We start from the raw sequence: 21095 nt of genomic DNA, 5'->3' as shown, positions 1-21095 counted from the left end.
GTTCACGCGGACCGCGGCCCGTCCGGCGCCCCGGCGGACCGCCGCAGCCGTTCCTCGATGACCGGCACGAGCGAGCGCAGGACGTCCGGCCGTACGAGGGTGTGGTGCTTGGAGCGGACGAGGTGCCGGGTGATGTCCCCGGCGACGTACCCGCGCCACATCTCCGCGGTGACGAGCGGCGGCTCCCGGTCGGTGGCCGCGAACAGGAGCATGTCGGCGGCGACCCGTTCGTGCCGGTGCCGCCCGGCCAGCCGCACGAAGTGCCGGGTCCGCCGCACCAGCGCCGCCACCTCCTCCTCGGACAGCGAGCCGAGCGCCGTGCCGGTGGTCCTCGCCGCCTCCGTGAACTGTTCGTAGGTGAGGCGGTCGGTGTCCGGCTCGGCGCCCATCAGTTCGAGCAGCGTCGCGTAGATGCGGCCGGTGTCGTCCATCCGCTCCAGCTCGTGGTCCGGGACGGGCCGCGCGGGTTCGCTGTCCAGACAGACGATGACCTCGACGCGTTCGCCGGACCGCTCCAGGAGCGCGGCCATGGCGTGCGAGACGATGCCGCCGAAGGAGTGCCCGAGCAGGTGGTACGGGCCCGTGGGCTGGACGCGCCGCATCTGCGCGACGCAGTCCGCCGCGATCTCGTCGATGCTCGCGGGCACGTCGTCGGGGTGCCGCAGCAGCCGTGACTGCAGGCCGTAGACGGGGAAGTCGGCGCTGAGCAGCGGCAGCAGATGGGCGTAGCTCCAGCTGTCGCCGCCGCCCTGGTGCACACAGAACAGCGGCGGCATGGCCCCGCCGGTGCGCAGCGGAAGCAGCACGTCCAGGGAGCTGTCGCCGTCCGTGGCGTCGTCGAGGTGGGCGGCGAGCCGGGCGGGCGTCGCGTGCACGAAGACGACGCGCAGCGGCACCTCGGCGCCGAGGGTCGTGCGGATGCGGCTGATGAGGGTCGTGGCGAGCAGCGAGTGGCCGCCCAGGTCGAAGAAGCTGTCGTCGACGCCGACCTCGCCGATGCCGAGGACCTCGGCGAACAGCGTGCACAGGATCTCCTCGCGCGGCGAGCGCGGCGCCCGCCCCCCGGCGGTCGCGGGGAGCCCGGGCGCGGGCAGGGCACGCCGGTCGACCTTCCCGTTCGGGGTGAGCGGGATGGCGTCGAGGGGGACGATCGCGGACGGGACCAGGTGCGCAGGGAGTTGTTCCTGGAGTGCGGTGCCAAGGTCGGCCAAGGGCAGTTCGCCGGGCACGGCGGGCACGACGTACGCGATGAGCCGCAGGTCGCCCGCCTCGGCCTGACGAGCCGTCACCACGGCCTGAGCAACGGCAGGATGGGCGGTGAGTGCTGCCTGGACTTCGCCGGGTTCGACGCGGAAGCCGCGGATCTTGACCTGGTCGTCGGTGCGACCGAGGTATTCGAGTTGTCCGTCGGGGGTGAGGCGGACGCGGTCTCCGGTGCGGTAGAGGCGTGAGCCGGGTGGTCCGTAGGGGTTGGCGGTGAAGTGGCTTGCGGTGAGGGCGGGTTGGCCGAGGTAGCCGCGGGCCAGTCCGGCGCCCTCGATGTACAGCTCGCCGGGGGTGCCGGGCGGCGTGAGGCCCAGATGCTCGTCGAGGACGTGCGGACGGGTCCGCGGCAGCGGTACGCCGATGGGCGCGCGGCCATCCGCCAGGGGGCGGCTGATCGTGGCGAGGGCCGTCGTCTCGGTGGGGCCGTAGCCGTTGAGGAGCCGTCGGCCGGGCGCCCAGCGGGCGACGAGGTCGGGCGGGCACGCCTCGGCGCCGACCATGAGCCCCCGCAGCTCGGTGAGGGCACGCGGGGCGTCGGCGGGCAGGGTGGCGAGGACCGAGGGCGGGATGAAGGCGTGCGTGACGCGCTGCTCGACCAGGAAGCGCGCCAACTCCTCGCCCACGAGCCGGGGTTGGCCGGGCACGACGAGGGCGGCCCCGGCGCGGAAGGCCATCGCGTACTCCAGGACGGACGCGTCGAAGCTCGCCGACGACAGCTGAAGCACCCTGCTGTCGGCGGTCACCTCCGCCCGCACGGCAAGCGCCGTGCCGAGCCCCGCGAGACCCGAGTGCGTGGCCGCGACGCCCTTCGGCCGCCCCGTCGAGCCCGACGTGTGGATGACGTACGCGAGGTGCGCGGGAGTGAGCGGCGTCGCCCGGTCGGCGTCCGTGGGGTCGGCGGTCGGCGCCTGCGCCAGGGCGTCGCGCACGTCGGGCGCGTCGAGGCGGACCAGGCGCGCGGGCAGCTCCGGGGGGAGGTCCCGGGCCGTGGGGCGGTCGGTGAGGACGAGCGCGGGAGGGGCGTCGGCGGTGAGGAAGGCGATGCGGTCGGCGGGGTAGGACGGGTCGACGGGCAGATGCGCGGCGCCCGCCTTGGCGATGCCGAGGACGGCGGCGATCTGCTCGCCGGAGCGGGGCAGGGCCACGCCCACGAGGTCCTCGGGGCCGATGCCCTGCCCGATGAGCCAGTGCGCGATCCGGTTGGCCCGCTCGTTCAACTCCCCGTACGACCAGGTGCGCGGCCCGTCCACGACCGCCGACGCGTCCGGCGTCGCCTGCGCCCCGGCCTGGAAGAGCGCGGGCAGGGTCAGGGGCTCCACCCCGGCCTCGTCCGGCTGCTCCCGAGGAGCCAGGAGCAGGTCCCGCTCCGCCGTCGTGAGCAGATCGGCGTCGCCGATGCGCAGCGCGGGGTCGGCGACCACGGCTGAGAGGAGCCGCCGCCAGCGGTCCACGAACGCCTCGATGGTCGCCGCGTCGAACAGCTCCGTGGAGTACTCGACGCCGATCACCAGACCCGCGGGCGTCGCCCGGCCCTCGAACGTCTCGGACAGGGTGAGCAGCAGGTCGTACCGGGACGTGCCGGTCGCCGCGCCCTCCGTGCGCACCCGCAGGCCGGGCAGGTCGAACTGGGCCTCCTCGTTGTTCTGCGGGGCGAGCGCGACCTGGAACAGCGGGTGCCGGGACGCCGAGCGCCGCGGGTTCAGCTTCTCCACGAGGCTCTCGAACGGCACGTCCTGATGGGTGTACGCGGCGAGGCTGGCCTCCCGCACCCGCGCGAGGAGATCCGCGAACGCCGGGTTGCCCGAGGTGTCCGTGCGCAGCACCAGCGTGTTCACGAAGAACCCGACGAGGTCGTCGAGGCCCGCGTCGGCGCGCCCCGCGACCGGTGTGCCGATCGCGATGTCGTCGCCCGCCCCGAGCCGGGTCAGGAGCGCCGCCATCGCGGCCTGGAACACCATCTGCACGGTGGCGCCGGCGGATCGGGCCAGCTCCGTCACCCGCTGGTGCAGGCGCGCGTCCACAGTGAACCGGGCGAACTCACCGGTGTGGGCCGAGTTGGCCGGGCGCGGCCGGTCGGCGGGCAGGGTCACCTCCTCGGGCAGCCCGGCGAGCCGCTCGGCCCAGTAGGCGTGCTGCCTGCCGTAGCGGCTGTCCGGGTCGTCGGCGTCGCCGAGGAGGTCGTGCTGCCACAGCGTGTAGTCGGCGTACTGCACCGGCAGCGGCGCCCAGTCCGGCGCGCCGCCCGCGCGCCGCGCGGTGTACGCGGTGGTGAGGTCCCGGGTGAGCGGGGTCAGGGACCAGCCGTCGGCGGCGATGTGATGGAGCACGAGCACGAGCACCGACCGCGTCGGGCCGAGGGTGAACAGCCGTGCGCGCAGGGGCGGTTCGTCGGTCAGGGAGAAGGCGTGCCGCGCCACGGCCGCGACGGCCGCCGTCAGCTCGTCCTCGCGGACCTGCCGCACGGGCAGGTCCAGCGGTGCCTCGTGCGGGTCGAGGACGTGCTGGTGGGGCTTGCCGTCGGTGACAGGGAAGACGGTGCGCAGGGTCTCGTGCCGCGCCACCACGTCGCCGAGCGCCGCCGTCAGGGCCGGGACGTCGAGGTCACCGGTGAGACGCAGGACGAACGGCATGTTGTACGTCGGCGACGGGCCCTCCAACTGGTGCAGGAACCACAGGCGCTGCTGGGCGAAGGACAGCGGAAGCCGCTCGGGCCCCCGCACCGCGGGCGCCAGCGGGTTCTGCGCGTGCGGGGCCGTGTCCAGGTGCGGGGCGAGCCCGGCGACCGTGGGGTGGGCGAAGAGCAGCCGCAGCGGCAACTCGGCGTCGAGGGCCGTGCGGATGCGGCTGATGAGCTTCGTGGCGAGGAGCGAGTGCCCGCCCAGGTCGAAGAAGTCGTCGTCGACGGTGACGGGCGCGGGCAGCCCGAGGGCCTCGGCGAACAGGGCGCACAGGATCTCCTCACGGGGTGTGCGCGGAGCCCGGCCGTCCCCGGCGGAACGGTGGTCGGGGCCCGGCAGCGCCCGGTGGTTGATCTTCCCGTTGGGCGTGAGCGGCACCTCCGTGATGGGGACGAGCGCCGACGGCACCATCGGCGCGGGCAGCCGGTCCTTCAGGCGCCGCCGCACGGCGGCGAGCAGGTCCGCCGTCGCCGCCGTGCCCGCCGGGGAGTTGGCGGGCACCGCGGGCGGGGCGGGGCAGGAGTACGTGCCGACGTGCGCTCCGTCGGCGCCCGGCGGCAGGATCACCGCGTCGAAGGCGTCCAGGGCGTGCCCGCTCCACGTGGTGCGGACCGTGCGGCCCCGCTCCCGCGCCCAGCGGTGGACGTCCTCGGGGTCGACGGCCCCGGTGTCGGCGTGGGCGAGGAGCTGCCGGATGTGCTCCAGCGGCGTGTGGCCCGACGCGGCGCGGTGCGCGGCGACTTCGCGGGTGAGGCGCGCGTTGGGGATGCCGGTGACGCGCAGCGGTCCTTCGACGGCGGCCGTGAGCGCGGACAGGGTGGCGGCGACGTCGGCGGGGCCGCCGTCCACGGGCCAGGGGCGGGCGGGTGCGGTGCCTAGGTCGGCCGGGCGGGGCGTGGTGTGCAGGACGGCGTCGTAGCGGTGGCGGCTCAGTTCGTTGTGCGCGGCGGCCCGCTTGAGGCGGATGTCGACGCCCGTGGTGCCCGGGTGGCGGCGCGCGTAGGCGGTGAAGTAGCCGGGGTGGACGAGGAGTTCCTCCTCCGTGAGCACGGAGCGCTGCACGGCGTCGTACAGTCCCGGCGTCGTCGTGACCCCGTCGCGCGGCGCGTGCGCGGCGGTCCGCAGGGCCGGCAGCAGCCCGTGGTGGCGGACGTCGCCGACGATGACGCGGCCGCCGGGCGCGAGGTGCCTCAGGGCCTGGTCCAGGACACCCGTCAGATAGGGGTGGCCGGGGAAGTACTGGACCACCGAGTTCAGCACGATCGTGTCGAAGTGCCCGGCGGGCAGCCCCGAGAAGTCGTGCGCGGGCTGCCGGCGTACGCGCACGTGGTCCCAGTGCCCGGTCAGCGCGGCGAGCCGGTCCACGGCCGCGGCGGACAGGTCCGTCGCCCAGTACGACTCCACGTCCGGCGCCAGCGGCCCCACGAGCAGCCCCGAACCCGCGCCGATCTCCAGGACGTGGCGCGGCCGGTGCTCACGGACGAGGGCGACGGTGGCGTCGCGCCACTCCCGCATCTCCTCGACGGGCAGCGGACGGCCGGTGTACGTGCTGTTCCAGCCGTGGAAGCCGGTGCCGAGCGGCACGTCGGGCGCCTCGGAGTACACGGCGTCGTAGACGCGTCGCCACTGCGTGAGGTGGCGCTCGCCGGTGTCGTCGTCGGTGGCGGGCACCACGTACGCGATCAGCTGCCGGTCACCGGCGTCCGTGTCCTGGGCGGTGACGACCGCGCGGGCGACGCCGGGCTGCTCGGCGAGGGCCGCCTGGACCTCACCGGGCTCGACGCGGAACCCGCGGATCTTGAGCTGTTCGTCGCCGCGGCCCAGATACTCCAACTGCCCGTCGGCGGCCCGCCGGACCAGGTCGCCCGTGCGGTACATGCGGGAGCCCGCGGGCCCGTACGGATCGGCGACGAACCGCTCCGCCGTCAGCGCGGTCCGCCCCAGATAGCCGCGCGCAAGGCCGGGACCCGCCACGTAAAGCTCGCCCGGGACGCCGGGCGGGGCGAGGCCGAGGCGCTCGTCGAGGACGTACAGGCGGGCGCCGACGGCGGCGGTGCCGATGGGCACGCGGGGGCCGGGGGTGAGCCGCGCCATGGTGGCGTCGCAGGTGATCTCCGTGGGGCCGTAGCCGTTCAGGAGGCGGCGGCCGGGCGCCCACCGGGCCGCGAGGTCCGGCGGGCACGCCTCCCCTGCCACTGTCAGGACCCGCAGCTCGCCGAGCGTCTCGGGGGCGTCGGCGGGCAGGGTGGCGACGACGGACGGCGGCAGCGTGACATGTGTGATGCGGCGGCCCGCCAGAGTCAGCGCCAACTCGTCCCCGGCGACCCGCGGTTGCGCGGGCAGGACCAGCGTCGCGCCGGTCGTCAGGCCCGTGAGCAGGTCCCACACCGCCACGTCGAAGCCCGTGGACGCCGCCTGGAGCACCCGTGCGCCCGGGCCCGGCGTCAGGTCCCGCAGTTGGGTGGCGCGCAGCGGGGCCAGGCCCGCGTGGGTCAGGACGACGCCCTTGGGGCGGCCGGTGGAGCCCGAGGTGTAGATGACGTACGCGGGGTGGGCGGGCGTGAGCGCGGTGGTGCGGTCGGCGTCGGTGGGGTCGGTCGCGGTGGACCGGGCCCAGGACGCGCGTGTCTCCGGGGCGTCCACGGCGGCCAGGCGCGCGGGCAGGTCGGAGGGCAGGCGGCGGGCGGTCTCGCGGGTGGTGAGGACGAGCGCGGGACGCGCGTCCTCGACGAGGTGGGCGACGCGGTCCGCCGGGTGTTCCGGGTCGATCGGGAGGTGGGCGGCGCCCGCCTTGGTGATGCCGAGGACGGCCGCGACCTGCTCGCACGAGCGGGGCAGGGCCACCCCCACCAGGTCCTCGGGGCCGATGCCCTGCCCGATGAGCCAGTGCGCGATCCGGTTGGCCCGCTCGTTCAACTCCGCGTACGACCAGAGGAGTTTGCCCGACTCCACGGCCGTGGCGTGCGGCGCCGCCCGCACCGCGGCCTCGAACAGCTCGGGCCAGGTCGCCGGGGGCGGCACGTCCACCCCGGCCCGCCCCGGCGCCGCCAGCAGCTCCGCGCGCTCGGCACCGGTGAGCAGGTCGGCGGCACCGATCCGCAGCCCCGGATCGGCCACCACGGCCCGCAGCAGCCGCTCCCAGCGGGCGACGAACACCTCGATGGTGGCGGGGTCGAAGAGCTCCGTGGAGTACTCGACGTCGATGGTGACCCCGGCGGGCGTGGTCCGGTCCCGGAAGGTCTCGGACAGGCTGAGCAGCACGTCGTAGCGGGACGTGCCGGTGCCGGTGGTCACGGTGCGCACCCGCAGACCCGGCAGGTCGAACCGCGCTTCCTCGTTGTTCTGCAGGACCAGGACGACCTGGAACAGCGGGTGGTGGGAGGGCGAGCGCTGTGGGTTGAGCCGCTCCACCAGGCTTTCGAAGGGGACGTCCTGGTGGGAGTAGGCCGCGAGGCTCGTCTCCCGCACCCGCGCGAGCAGGTCGGCGAACGCCGGGTCGCCGGAGGTGTCCGTGCGCAGCACCAGCGTGTTCACGAACAGGCCGACCAGGTCCTTCAGGCCCTCGTCGGTGCGTCCCGCGACACCGCTGCCGATGGGGATGTCCGTGCCCGCGCCGAGCCGGGTGAGCAGCGCGGCCATCGCGGCCTGGAGCACCATGAACGGCGTGGCTCCGGCACTGCGCGCCAGGTCGGTGACGCCCTGGTGGAGGCCGGCGTCCAGGGAGAGCCGGACCAGGTCGCCGCGGCCGGACAGGGCGGCGGGGCGCGGCCGGTCGGCGGGGAGGGTGACCTGTTCGGGCAGCCCGGCGAGCTGCCCGGCCCAGTACGCGTACTGCTCGCTGAACCGGCTGCCCGGGTCGTCGGCGTCACCGAGGAGCCCGTGCTGCCACAGCGTGTAGTCCGCGTACTGCACCGGCAGCGGCGCCCAGTCCGGCGCGCCGCCCGCACGCCGCGCGGTGTAGGCGGCGGCGAGATCCCGCGCGAGCGGCGCGAGCGACCAGCCGTCGCCCGCGATGTGATGGACCACCACGGAAAGGACGTGCTCGTCCGGACCGACCTCGAACAGCCAGGCCCGCAGCGGCAGGTCGGCGGCCAGGTCGAAGGCGTACCGCGCGCACTCGTCGAGCGCGCCCGGCAACTCCTCGTCCGGCACCCGCCGCGTCCGCAGCGGCGGCCGCGCCTCTCCCGGGTCCAGGACGTGCTGGTACGGCTCACCGTCGGCGATCGGGAACACGGTGCGCAGCGTCTCGTGCCGGGCGACGACATCGTGCAGCGCCGACTCCAGCGCGGCGACGTCGAGTTGACCGCCGAGGCGCAGGACGAACGGCATGTTGTACGTCGCCGACGGCCCTTCGAGCCGGTGCAGGAACCACAGGCGCCGCTGCGCGAACGACAGCGGAAGCCGCGCGGGCCGCCGGTCGGCACGCGCCAGGGGCGGCTGCGCCGGGGACGGACCGCCGTCGCCCAGCGCGGCGGCGAGCTCCGCGGCCGTGGGGTGCGCGAACAGCGTCCGCAGCGCCACCTCGACGCCGAGGGCCGTCCGGATGCGGCTGATGAGCTTCGTGGCGAGCAGGGAGTGCCCGCCCAGGTCGAAGAAGCTGTCGTCGACGGTCACGGCCGCCGCGCCCAGGACGTCCGCAAACAGCGCGCACAACGTCTCCTCGCGCGGCGAGCGCGGCGCCCGCCCCGCACCGCCCGAGGCCCGCTCGGGCGCGGGCAGCGCACTCCGGTCCACCTTCCCGCCGACCGTCAGCGGGATCGCGTCGAGCGTGACGAACGCCGACGGGACCATGGGTGCCGGAAGCCGCTCCGTCAGCGCGTCGCGCAGCGCGGCCACGGACAGATCCGCCGACGGAGCGGGCACTACATACGCGACGAGCCGCAGGTCGCCCGCTTCGGCCTGATGAGTAGTCACGACTGCTTGTTCAACCGCTGGTTGGGCGGTGAGGGCGGCTTGGATCTCGCCCGGTTCGATGCGGAAGCCGCGGATCTTGACCTGGTCGTCGGTGCGGCCGAGGTAGTGGAGTTGTCCGTCGGGAGCGAGGCGGACGCGGTCTCCGGTGCGGTAGAGGCGTGAGCCGGGTGGTCCGTAGGGGTTGGCGGCGAAGTGGCTTGCGGTGAGGGCAGGTTGGCCGAGGTAGCCGCGGGCCAGTCCGGCGCCCTCGATGTACAGCTCGCCGGGCGCTCCCGGCGGGGTGAGGTTCAGCCGAGGGTCGAGCACATACAGACGGGTGTGGGGCAGTGGGGTGCCGATGGGGGCGCTCTCGCCGGTCAGGGGCTCGCTGAGGGAGGCCACCGAAGTGGCCTCGGTGGGGCCGTAGGCGTTCAGGAGCCGTCGTCCGGGCGCCCAGCGGGCGACGAGGTCGGGCAGGCACGCCTCGGCGCCGACCATGAGCCCCCGCAGCTCGGTGAGGGCACGCGGGGCGTCGGCGGGCAGGGTGGCGAGGACCGAGGGCGGGATGAAGGCGTGCGTGACGCGCTGCTCGACCAGGAAGCGCGCCAACTCCTCGCCCACGAGCCGGGGTTGCTCGGGTACGACCAGGGTGGCGCCCCCGCACAGCGCCATCGTGTACTCCAGGACGGAGGCGTCGAAGGCGGCGGACGCCAGTTGCGGCACCCGGCTGCCGTGGGCGACCCGCGCCCGCGCGGCCAGGGCCGTACCGAGGCCCGCGAGCCCGGCGTGGGTGACGGCGACACCCTTCGGCCGCCCCGTCGAGCCCGACGTGTGGATGACGTACGCGGTGTGGGCGGTGGTGAGGGGCGCGCTGCGGTCGGCGTCACCGGGGCTCGTCGCGGCCGCCCGCTCCCACGCCGCCCGCACGTCCGGCGCGTCCACGGCGACGACCCGGGTGGGCAGGCCCTCGGGCAGGCCGGGTGCGGTGGCGCGGGTGGTGAGGGTGAGAGCCGGGCGGGCGTCGGCGATCAGGTGGGCGATGCGGTCGGGCGGGTAATCGGGGTCGAGGGGCAGATGGGCGGCGCCCGCCTTGGCGATGCCGAGGAGCACCGCGATCAGCTCGGCCGAGCGGGGCAGGGCGGTCCCCACGAGCTGATCGGTGCGGACACCTTGGGCGAGCAGCCAGTGCGCGACACGGTTCGCGTGCTCGGCGAGCGTCCGGTACGTCCACGACGTGCCGCCGTGCGTGACGGCGACCGCGTCCGGCGTGGCCGCCGCCTGCCGGTCGAACAGCTGAGGCAGCGTCAATTCCGGTACGGGCAGACCGGTGTCGTTGAACTCGTGCAGGACCCGCTCCCGCTCGGCGGGCGACAGCGTGTCCAGGCGCCCCACCGGCAGCTGCGGGTCGTCGGCGCACTGCCGCAGGACCCGGGCGAACCGCTCGGCGACGGCGACCACGGCGGCACGGTCGAACACGTGGTGCTGGTACTGGAGGAGAAGGCGCAGCCGGGGCTCGGCGTCGGCCACCACCGTCAGCGGGTAGTGCGTGCCGCTCACCGCGCTGAGACCCGTGACCGCGACACCCGCCGCCGAGTACGCGTCGGCGAGGGAGACGGTGTCGATCGGATAGGAGTCGAACCCGATCATGGTGTCGAACAGGGAGTCCAGGCCGACGGCCTGCTGGATGTCCGACAGGCCGTAGTGGTGGTGGTCGAGGAGGGCGGCCTGGCGGTCCTGGAGGCCGGTGAGGAGCTGGGCGAGGGTCTGGCCGGGGTCGGCCGTGACGCGGACGGGCAGGGTGTTGATGAACAGGCCGACCATGGTGTCGACGCCGGTGACCGAGGGAGGGCGTCCGGAGACGGTGGCGCCGAAGGTCACGTCCTGGCGTCCCGTCAACTGGCCGAGGGTCAGTGCCCAGGCGCCCTGCACCAGGGTGTTGAGGGTGATGCCCAGCTCCGAGGCGCGCCGCGAGAGGGTGCGGGCGTCCTCGGTGGGCAGCGGCACCTCGACCATGTCCAGGCCGCCCTGCTCCTCCGAGGCGCCCGGAGCCAGCATCGTCGGCTCCTCGACCCCGTCCAGCTCCTGGGCCCAGGCCCGGGCCGCCTCGCCCCGGTCCTGCTGCGAGAGCCAGGCCAGGAACTCGCGGTAGCTGCGCACGCGCGGCAGGTCCGCGGGGTCGCCGTGGGAGCCGTACAGGCGCAGGAGGTCCTGGATGAGCATGGGGAAGGACCAGCCGTCGTACAGCACGTGGTGGGCGCTGAAGACCAGCTCGGAGAGGTTGTCGTCCAGCTTGACCAGGCACATCCGCAGCAGCGGCGCGGTGGCCGGGTCGAAGTGGGTGACCTGGTCCTCGGCGAGGAGCCTTTCGAGGGCGGCCTCGCGTTCGTGCGGGGGCAGTCCGCTCAGGTCGGCCTCGCTCCAGGGGAGTTCGACGCCGTCGACGATGAGCTGGACCGGCTCGCCCGCCGAGTCGTGCACGAAGGCCGACCTCAGGTTCGCGTACCGGTCCAGCAGCGCCTGCCCCGCCGCGCGCATGCGCCGCGGGTCCACCTGCCCGGACAGGTGGAGCACCAGGCGGACCTGGTAGGCGTCGTGCTCGGTGTCGCCGAGCATGCTGTGGTAGAGCAGGCCCGACTGCGTCGGGGTCAGCGGCCATACGTCCGTGAGGCCGGGGTACGCCGCCTCCCAGACCTCGATGTCGGACTGCTCGACACCGACCAGCGGCACGTCGGACGGCGTGAGGCCGCCCGCGTCCGGGGTGGCGGCGTGGCGGGTGAGGCCGTCCAGGGCCTCGCACCACAGGTCCGCCAGGCGGCGCACCTCGTCCTCGGCGAGCAGACCGGTAGGGAAGCCGAACCGGGCACGCAGGCGGGGGCCGCCCGCGCCGTCCGTGACGTACGCGTTCAGCTCGACCGTCGCGAGGGCGGGCATCTCCGCATCGAGGTCGGCGATGAGCGCGTCGGTGTCGGGGGCGATGCTCCAGCCGAGGCCGCGCAGTTCCTCGGGCATGTCGTCGGCGGAGAACCGGCCCAGGTAGTTGAAGGCGATCTGGCCCGTCGGCCGCCCCTCCAGGACGCGGGACGTGTCCGGGTTGAGGTAGCGCAGGAGGCCGAAGCCGATGCCCTTGTCCGGTACGGACAGCAGCTGCTCCTTGACCGCCTTGACGACCGACCCCGCGGCCCTGCCGCCCGCGAACGCCTCCGCCACGTCGTGCCCCGCCACGTCCAGACGTACCGGGAACATGCTGGTGAACCAGCCGACGGTACGGGACACATCCGCGCCGGGAACGATGTGCTCCTCGCGGCCGTGGCCTTCGAGGCGGATCAGCGTCGAGGACTCCGACACGCCCCGCTCGTCCCGCCAGCGCGACACCGCGAGGGCGAGCGCGGCGAGCAGGCCGTCGTTGACGCCGCCGTGGAACGCGGCCGGGACGGTCGTCAGGAGCGACTCCGTCACCGCCACCGGCAGCTCCACCCAGAGGTGGTCCACGGTGGCCGCGGTGTCCACGGCGCTGTCGAAGGGGCGCGCGCCCAGGTCGGGGTCTGGGCCGTCCAACACGCTCTGCCAGAAGGGGAGTTCGGCGGTCCGGGTCTCGCTGTGCGCCTCGTCCTTCAGGGCGTGCGCCCAGCGGCGCAGCGAGGTCGCCACGGGTGCGAGCTCCGGCGCCCTGCCCGCCTTGACCTGCTCCCAGGCCGCGGCCAGGTCCGGCACCAGGATGCGCCAGGACACACCGTCCACCACCAGGTGGTGCAGCACGACGATGAGCCGCCCGGCCGCCTCGACACCCGCGGTGTCGAACCACACGAACTGCGCCATCACCCCCGCCGCCGGGTTCAACCGGCCCGTGGCGGCGTCGAGTTCGGCGGCGGCGAGCCGCTGCCAGGCCTCCGCCGACCACTCGCCGTCGCACTCCACCCGGTGCACCAGCGGCGCCACGTCGACCGAACCGGGCGCAGCGACCACTAGGCCCCCCTCGCCCTCGGTGATCAAGCGTGAGCGCAGCACGTCGTGGGCGTCGACAACGGCCGTGAGGGTCGCGAGGAGGCCCGCCTCGTCGATGCCCGCGGGCAGGTCGAGGACGGTGGACTGGGAGAACCGGCCGATGTGGGAACCGAGTTCGGCCGTCATGTAGCGGGCGACGGGCAGGAGCGGCATCCAGCCGACACCGCCCCCTTCCAGCTCCGCCAGCTTCTCCAGAACTTCCAGGTCCGCCGGGGTCGTACCGACGCCCGAGCCCTCACGCGCCGCCGCGGCGTCGGCCAGCTCGGCCACCGTGCGGCACTCGAAGATCTGCCTCGGCGTGATCTCGACACCCTGGGCGCGGGCCCGCGAGACGGCCTGGATGGAACGGATGGAGTCGCCGCCGACGGCGAAGAAGTCGTCGTCGATGCCGACCCGGTCCAGGCCGAGGACCTCGGCGAAGACCCCGGCGATGACCTTCTCCGCCGTCGAGCGCGGCGCACGGTGGTCGCCGCCGGTGAACTCCGGCTCGGGCAGGGCCCGATGGTCCACCTTGCCGTTCGGAGTCAGCGGCAGCCCGTCGAGGACCACGAACACCGCGGGCACCATGAACTCCGGCAGCCGTGCGGCGAGGAAGCGGCGCAGGTCACGACTGGAGACCACGGTGGCCAGGTCGACGTCCAGGCCGCTGAGGTACTGGTGCTCCACAGATGCCGACGATCCCGCCGCTCCAGACGACCCCACCGGCACCACGTAGCCCACCAGTTGCCGGTTCCCGTTGCCCTCCCGCACGGTCACGACCGCTTGGGCCACCCCGGGATGTGCCGTCAGCGCGGCCTGGATCTCGCCGGGTTCGATGCGGATGCCGTGGACCTTGACCTGTTCGTCGCTGCGGCCGAGGTGTTCGAGCTGGCCGTCGGGGGCGCGGCGGACCAGGTCGCCGGTGCGGTAGAGGCGGGATCCGGGGGCGCCATAAGGGTTGGCGACGAAGCGGGATGCGGTGAGCGCGGTCCGGCCGAGGTAGCCGCGGGCCAGCCCGGCGCCCTCGACGTACAGCTCTCCGGGGGTGCCGGGCGGGGTGGGGGCGAGGTGTTCGTCGAGGACGTGCAGGCGTGTGCGGGGGAGCGGCGAGCCGATGGGGACGCGGTCGCCCGTCATGGGGCGGCTGATCGTGGCGAGGGCGGTGATCTCGGTCGGCCCGTAGCCGTTGAGGAGGTGCCTCCCCGGCGACCAGCGGGCCACCAGGTCCGGCGGGCAGGCCTCCGCGCCCACGACGAGGTCGCGCAGATCGGTGAGGGCGGCCGGGGCCTCGGGCGGGAGGGTGGCGAGGACGGAGGGCGGTATGAAGGCGTGGGTGATGCGCTGGTCGGCCAGAACGTGGGCCAACTCATCGCCGACCAGCCGCGGTTGGACGGGGATGACCAGGGCGGCACCGGCGCGGAACGCCATCGCGTGTTCGAGGACCGACGCGTCGAAGCTGACCGACGACAGCTGGAGGACGCGGCTGCCGGGGGTCACGCGGGCGCGCTCGGCCAGCGCGGCGCCGAGCCCGGCGAGGCCGGTGTGGGTGGCGGTGACGCCTTTCGGGTGGCCGGTGGAGCCCGACGTGTAGATGAGGTACGCGGCGTGCGCGGGGGTGAGGGGCGCGGTGCGGTCGGCGTCCGTGGGGTCGGAGGCGGGCGCCTGCTGCCAGGCCGTGCGGACGTCGGGCGCGTCGATCGTGACGAGGCCGCCCAAGCCGCCACGGTTGCTGAGGCCGTCGGGCCCACCGAGGCCGTCGGGCCCACCGGGTGGACCGGGCTCACCGGGTCCCCCCGCGCCGCCGAGGGTGCCGTGCAGCCCCGGCGGCAGCTCCTCGGCCGTGGCCCGGTCCGTCAGGATCAGCGCCGGTCGCGCGTCCTCGGCGAGGAAAGCGATGCGGTCGGCCGGGTACGCGGGGTCGACCGGCAGGTGCGTGGCGCCCGCCTTCGCGATGCCCAGGACGACGGCCAACTGCTCGCAGGAGCGGGGCAGGACGACCCCGACCACCTGCTCGGGTCCGACGCCCCGCCCGATGAGCCAGTGCGCGATCCGATTGGCGCGCTCGTTCAACTCCCGGTACGTCAGTGAGTGCTGGCCGTCGATGGCCGCCGCGCCGTCCGGGTGGGCCAGGACCCGCGCCTCGAACAGCTCCGGCAGCGTCATCACGCCGGGTGTCGCCGCGTCCTGGGCCGCCGCATCGGAGTGCGGCCCCTCCTCCACGGGCGGCAGCAGCAGGCGCCGCTCCGCCCCGGTCAGCAGGTCGACCGCACCGACGCGCACCCCGGGGTCGGCGACCACGGCCGTCAGGAACCGCCGCCACCGGTCCACGAACGCCTCGACGGTCGCCGCGTCGAACAGCTCCGTGGAGTACTCGACGTCCACGGTGACCCCGGCGGGCGTCCCGCGGCCCTCGAAGCCCCCCGAATCCCTCGAAGCCACCGAGCCCCCCGCTCCCGCCCCCGCGAAGGCCTCGGACACACTGAGGAGCAGGTCGTACCGCGATGTCCCCGTGCCGACGGTCTCGGCGCGCACCCGCAGCCCCGGCAGCTCGAACCGAGCCTCCTCGTTGTTCTGCAAGGTGAGCGCGACCTGGAACAGCGGGTGCCGCGACGTCGAGCGCCGCGGGTTCAGCCGCTCGACCAGGGTCTCGAAGGGCACGTCGTGGGCGTACGCGGCCAGGCTCGTCTCCCGTACCCGGGCGAGAAGGTCCGCGAACGCCGGGTTGCCTGAAGTGTCCGTGCGCAGCACCAGCGTGTTGACGAACATGCCGACCACATCGGTGAGTTGGTCGTCGGCGCGGCCCGCGCTGCCGCTGCCGACGGCGATGTCCGTACCGGCGCCGAGCCGCGTGAGCAGCGCCGCCGTTGCGGCCTGGAGCACCATGTGGAGCGTGGCGCCCGACGACCGGGCCAGGTCGACGAGCCCGCGGTGCAGCGAGGCGTCGAGGGTGAACGTCGCCGTGTCGCCGGTGTGGGCGAGGGCGGCCGGGCGCGGGCGGTCGCCGGTCAGGGTGACCTGCTCGGGCAGGTCCGCGAGCTGCTCCGCCCAGTAGGCGTGCCGCCGGGCGAGGAGGCTGTCGGGGGCGTCCGCGTCACCGAGGAGTTCGCGCTGCCACAGCGTGTGGTCGGCGTACCGCACTGGCAGCGGCGGCCAGTCGGGCGCGGCGCCCGCGAGCCGGGCGGTGTAGGCGGTGCTGAGATCCCGGGCGAGCGGCGCGAGGGACCAGCCGTCGACGGCGATGTGATGGAACACGAGCACCAGCGCCGACCGCTCCGCGCCGAGCGTGAACAGGCGCGCCCGCAGCGGTACTTCGCCGGACAGGTCGAAGGTGTGCCGCGCGGCCTCGGCGACCGCCGCGGCCAGTTCCTCCTCGCCGACCTCCGCCACCGGCAGGCCGGCCTTGGCCTCCCGCGGGTCGAGGACACGCTGGTGGGGCTTGCCGCCGATCGCCGGGTAGAGGGTGCGCAGCGGCTCGTGGCGGGCGACGAGGTCACCGAGCGCCGACTCCAGGGCCGGGACGTCGAGCGCGCCGGTGAGGTGCAGGACGTACGGCATGTTGTACGTCGCCGAAGGGCCCTGGAGCTTGTGCAGGAACCACAGCCCCTGCTGGGCGTACGACAGCGGCAGCAGCTCCGGCCGCCGCGCGGCGGGCACCAGTGGCACCCGTGCGTCCGGCCCGTCCGCGAGCGCCGGGGCGAGACGCGCCACCGACGGGTGGGCGAAGAGGGTGCGCAGCGCCACCTCGGCGCCGAGGACCGTGCGGATGCGGCTGATGAGCTTGGCGGCGAGCAGCGAATGCCCGCCGAGGTCGAAGAAGTCGTCGTCGATCCCGGCCCGGCGTACGCCGAGGACCTCCGCGAACAGGGCGCACAGCGCCTCCTCGCGCGGGGTGCGGGGCGCACGGTACCCGGCACCCGCGAACTCGGGTTCCGGCAGCGCGCCCCGGTCCACCTTCCCGTTCGGGCCCAGCGGCAGTCGCTCCAGGGCCAGGAACGCCGACGGCACGAGATGGCCGGGCAGCCTGCCCGACACGAAGTCCCGCAGCCCCGCCGCGCCGTCCCTCGCGCACGCCGCGTCGCCGTCGAGGACCACGTACGCCATCAGGCGCCGCCCCGCGGGACCTCCGTCGTCGCGGGCGACCACGACCGCCTGCGCCACCTCCGGGTGGGCCGTGAGGGCCGCCTCGACCTCGGCGGGCTCGATGCGGAAGCCGCGCACCTTGACCTGCGTGTCGCCGCGGCCCCGGTACTCCAGTTGCCCGTCGGCGTTCCAGCGGGCCAGATCCCCGGTGCGGTACATGCGGTCACCGGCCGGGCCGTACGGGTCCGCGACGAAGCGGTCCGCGGTGAGCGCGGCCCGGCCGTGGTAGCCGCGGCCGATGTTGCCCGCCACGTACAACTCGCCCACCACACCCGGCGGAACGGGCCTGAGGGTCGGCCCGAGGACGTAGGCGCGCATGTTCCCGAGCGGTGTGCCGATCGGGGCGCCGCCCACGCCCTGCCACTCGGCGTCGGCGGCGAGCACGAAGACGGTGGCGTAGAAGGTCTCACTCTGGCCATAGGCGTTCACGACCGTCACGCCGGGCATGGCCTCGCGGACCCGGCGCACCAGGGACGCGGGCAGCGACTCACCGGCGAACACCAGCGTGTCCGGCACGGAGCGGGGGGCGCGCCCGCCCGCGCCCGGCCCGTCGGAGGCGCCCCCGGCCACCGTCCCTTCGGCGATCCGGTCGGCCATCTCGGCGAAGACCGACGGCACGGTACTGACCACGTCCACCGCCGGCGCGCCGGGCTCGACCAGGGCAAGGGCGTCCCGGACGACCTCGACGGTGCCGCCGATGGCGAGCGTCGTGAACGTCTCGAACACCGACACGTCGAAGTTCACGGACGTCCCCGCGAGCACCCGCACCCCCGCACCGCAGCCCACCCGCGCGGCCAACTGCGTCACGCCGTTGACCACGTTGGCGTGCGTGATGACGACACCCTTGGGGGTACCGGCGGAGCCCGACGTGTACATCACGTACGCCATGTGGTCGGGGCCGAGCGGCGCGGGCCGGTCGGCGTCGGTGACCGGCGCTGTCGGGGTGCCGTCGAGGGCCAGCTCGTCGAGGCGCAGCCGCGGTACGTCGGAGGCGGGCAGCGCAGCGGCGGTCCCGGCGTCGGTCAGGAGCAGCCGCGGCCGCGCCTGCGCGAGGACGAAGCCGAGGCGCGCGCTCGGGTACATGGGGTCGATCGGCAGGTATCCGGCGCCGGACTTGAGGATGCCGAGCATGCCGACGACGAGGTCCGCGGAGCGCGGCAGGGCCAGCCCCACGACGGTCTCCGGGCCCGCGCCCCGGGCGATCAGCTCCCGCGCGAGCCGGTCCGCCCGCGCGTCCAGTTCCCGGTACGTGTACGTCACGTCGCCGCAGGCCACCGCCACCGCTTCGGGCGTACGAGCCGTCTGCCGGGACACGAGCCCCGGCACCGTGCGGTCGGGCACCGGCTCGGTGGCCGCGCGGGCGCGCTCCAGCACGCGGCGGCGCTCGGCGGGCTCCAGGACGTCCACGGCGGCGACCGGCAGGGCGGGGTCCGCCGCGAACTGCCGCAGGACACGGGCCAAGCGGGCGGCGAGGTCGTCGGCCGTCTCCCGGTCGAAGACGCTCCGCTGGTACTGGACGTCGAGCCGTGGGTGCTCCCCGTCCGGGTAGACGAAGACGGCCACCGGGTAGTGGCTCGCGGTGAACGCGCGGATTCCGGAGACGGTGATCCCCGCCGCCGCGCTCGCCTCGGCGATGCCCGCCCGGTCCATCGGGAAGGACTCGAACCCGACGAGGGTGTCGAACAGTGCCTTGAGGCCGGTCGCCTCATGGATCTCGGTGAGGCCGTAGTGGTGGTGGTCCAGGAGGGCGGCCTGCCGGTCCTGGAGGCCGGTCAGGAGATCGGCGAAGCTGTCGGCCGGGGCACAACGGACGCGTACGGGAAGGGTGTTGAGGAACATCCCGACAATCGAGTCCACCCCCGGCATGGAGGGCGGCCGCCCCGCCACCGTGGCGGAGAGCACCACGTCCTGACGGTTCGTCAACTGGCCGAGCAGGATGCCCCAGGCGCCTTGCACCACGGTGTTGAGGGTGACGCCCGCCTCGGCCGCCCGCCGCGCCAACTCCCGGGCCCGCGGCGCGGACAGCGGTACGGAGACCTGGCCGATCCCGGCGCTGTCGGCTCCTGCCCGGACGCCGGGGGCCAGCAGGGTCGGCTCGTCGACGCCGTCCAGCTCGCGCCGCCAGGCTTCGGCGGACACCTCGGGGTCCTGCTGGGCGAGCCAGGCGAGATAGTCGCGGTACGTCCGTGCGGGCGGCTCCGTCGGGCCGGTGCCGTCGTCGGCGTAACACCTGAGCAGGTCCTGGACGAGCAGGGGCAGGGACCAGCCGTCGAACAGCGCGTGGTGCGCCGTGAGGACCAGCTCGTGCCGCTCCTCGTCCCGTTTGGCGAGGGAGAGCCGCAGCATCGGCGGTCGGAGCGGGTCGAAGTGGTGTTTCAGATCCTCGGCGAGGAAGTCCTCCAAGGTCTGGTCGGGGCCGCTGAGGTCGACCTCCTGCCAGGGCAGCTCGATGCCGTCGACGACGAGTTGGACGAGGTCGCCGGATGCGTCGTTGACGAAGGCGGTGCGCAGGGCGGGGTGGCGGTCGAGCATGGCCTGTCCGGCGGCGCGCATCCGTGCCGGGTCGATCCGGCCGGAGAGCTGGAGGGCGTATTGCACCTGGTAGGCGTCGAAGGAGGACTCTGTGTCGTCGGCCATGAGTGTGTGGAAGAGGAGGCCGGATTGGAGGGGGGAGGTGGGCCAGACGTCGGAGAGGCCGGGGTAGTGCTCTTCCCAGGTTTCGATGTCGCTCTGGGTGGCTGTGACCAGGGGGATGTCGGAGGGGGTCAGGCCGCCCGCGCCGGGCTGGGTGGCGTGTCGGGCTAGGCCTTCCAGGGCGGCGGACCACAGGCCGGCGAGTTCGCGGACTTCCTCCTGGGTGAGGATGCCGGCGGGGGCGGTGAACAGGGCGGTGAGCTGGGGGCCTTGGGGGGTGTCGGTGACGGAGGCGTTGATGTCGATCTCGGCCGGGGCAGGCATCGCCTGGTCCTGCGCGGCGTCGAGTTCCGCGAGTTCCTCCACGTCGGTGGCTTGGGTGAAGCCGAGGTTCTGGGCGTGGGCGGGCATGTCGCTGTGCGCGGAGAAACGGCCGAGGTAGTTGAAGCCGACCTGGCCGTGTCCGTGCGCGGACAGCACCGGCGCGGTGTCGGGGTTGAGGTGGCGCAGCAGCCCGTAGCCGATGCCCTTGTCCGGGATCGCGCGCAGCTGTTCCTTGACGGTTTTCAGGACGCGGGCGGCGGCGGGGCCGCCACGGAAGGCGTCATCGAGGTCGGCGCCGGCGAGGTCGAGGCGGACGGGGAAGACACTGGTGAACCAGCCCACGGTCTGGGAGAGGTCCGCGCCCGGCGCGGCGGCCTCCTCACGCCCGTGGCCCTCCAGGCGGATCAGGGAAGAAGACTCCTCGGTGCCGCGGGTGCGGCGCCACTGGGCCAGCGCCAGAGCCAGACCGGCCAGGAGGCCGTCGTTGACCTCGCCGTGGAACGCCGCCGGAACACTCGTGAGGAGCGCCTCGGTCAGGGCAGCGGGAAGCTGGACGCGGGTCTTGGTCAGCGTCGCGATGACATCCACGGCCGGATCCAGACGGCGTGTGCCCAGGACCGGGTCGGGGCCCTCCACGATCTTCTGCCACAACTCCAGCTCCGCGGCCCGTTTGTCGCTGGCGGCTTCCTGGGCCAGGGCATGCGCCCAGGCCCGCATCGAGGTCGCCACCGGCGCGAGCCGCGGGGTGCGCCCGCCACGGACCTGCTCCCAGGCCACGGCCAGGTCCGGCATCAGGATCCGCCAGGACACCCCGTCCACCACCAGGTGATGCAACACCACCAGCAACCGCCCCGGCCTGCCCGCCCCGGCGCCGTCGTCGGCGGGGGCGAACCACACGAACTTCGCGACGACCCCGCTCTCGGGGTCCAGCGAGGCCGCAGCCGCGTCGAGCTCGGCCATCACAGAGGCGTGCCAGGCCTCGCTCGCCCACTCCCCGTCACACTCCACCCGCGTAAGGAGCGAGGCGGCATCGGCACTCCCGGCCGCGGCGACCTCCAGACCACCCCCGCCGTCCTCGACCAGGCGCGCCCGCAGCAGGTCATGCCGGTCGAACACGGCCGAGAGGGTGGCCGTGAGCTGCTCGGCACTGATGCCTTCGGGCAGGTCCAGGACCATCGC

1 protein-coding gene is annotated in these 21095 nt (G+C 74.4%); it reads right to left on the bottom strand.

Annotated features, from left to right (window positions below; translation table 11 throughout):
• Positions 1 to 2: 2 nt before the first annotated feature.
• On the bottom strand, positions 3 to 21092 hold the full coding sequence (locus ACZ6BG_RS36525) for a non-ribosomal peptide synthase/polyketide synthase (protein WP_469010239.1): 21090 nt from the start codon (positions 21090 to 21092) through the stop codon (positions 3 to 5).
• Positions 21093 to 21095: the final 3 nt, after the last annotated feature.

Source organism: Streptomyces sp. NPDC041205 (genome assembly GCF_055591765.1).
The sequence above is the reverse complement of the archived record's forward strand: the minus strand, read 5'-3'. Positions and strand labels throughout refer to the sequence as shown.

What these genes read in the sequence shown, in the direction of transcription:
- ACZ6BG_RS36525 (WP_469010239.1), bottom strand. Translation starts at nt 21,092, where the DNA reads ATGGTCCTGGACCTGCCCGAAGGCATCAGTGCCGAGCAGCTCACGGCC.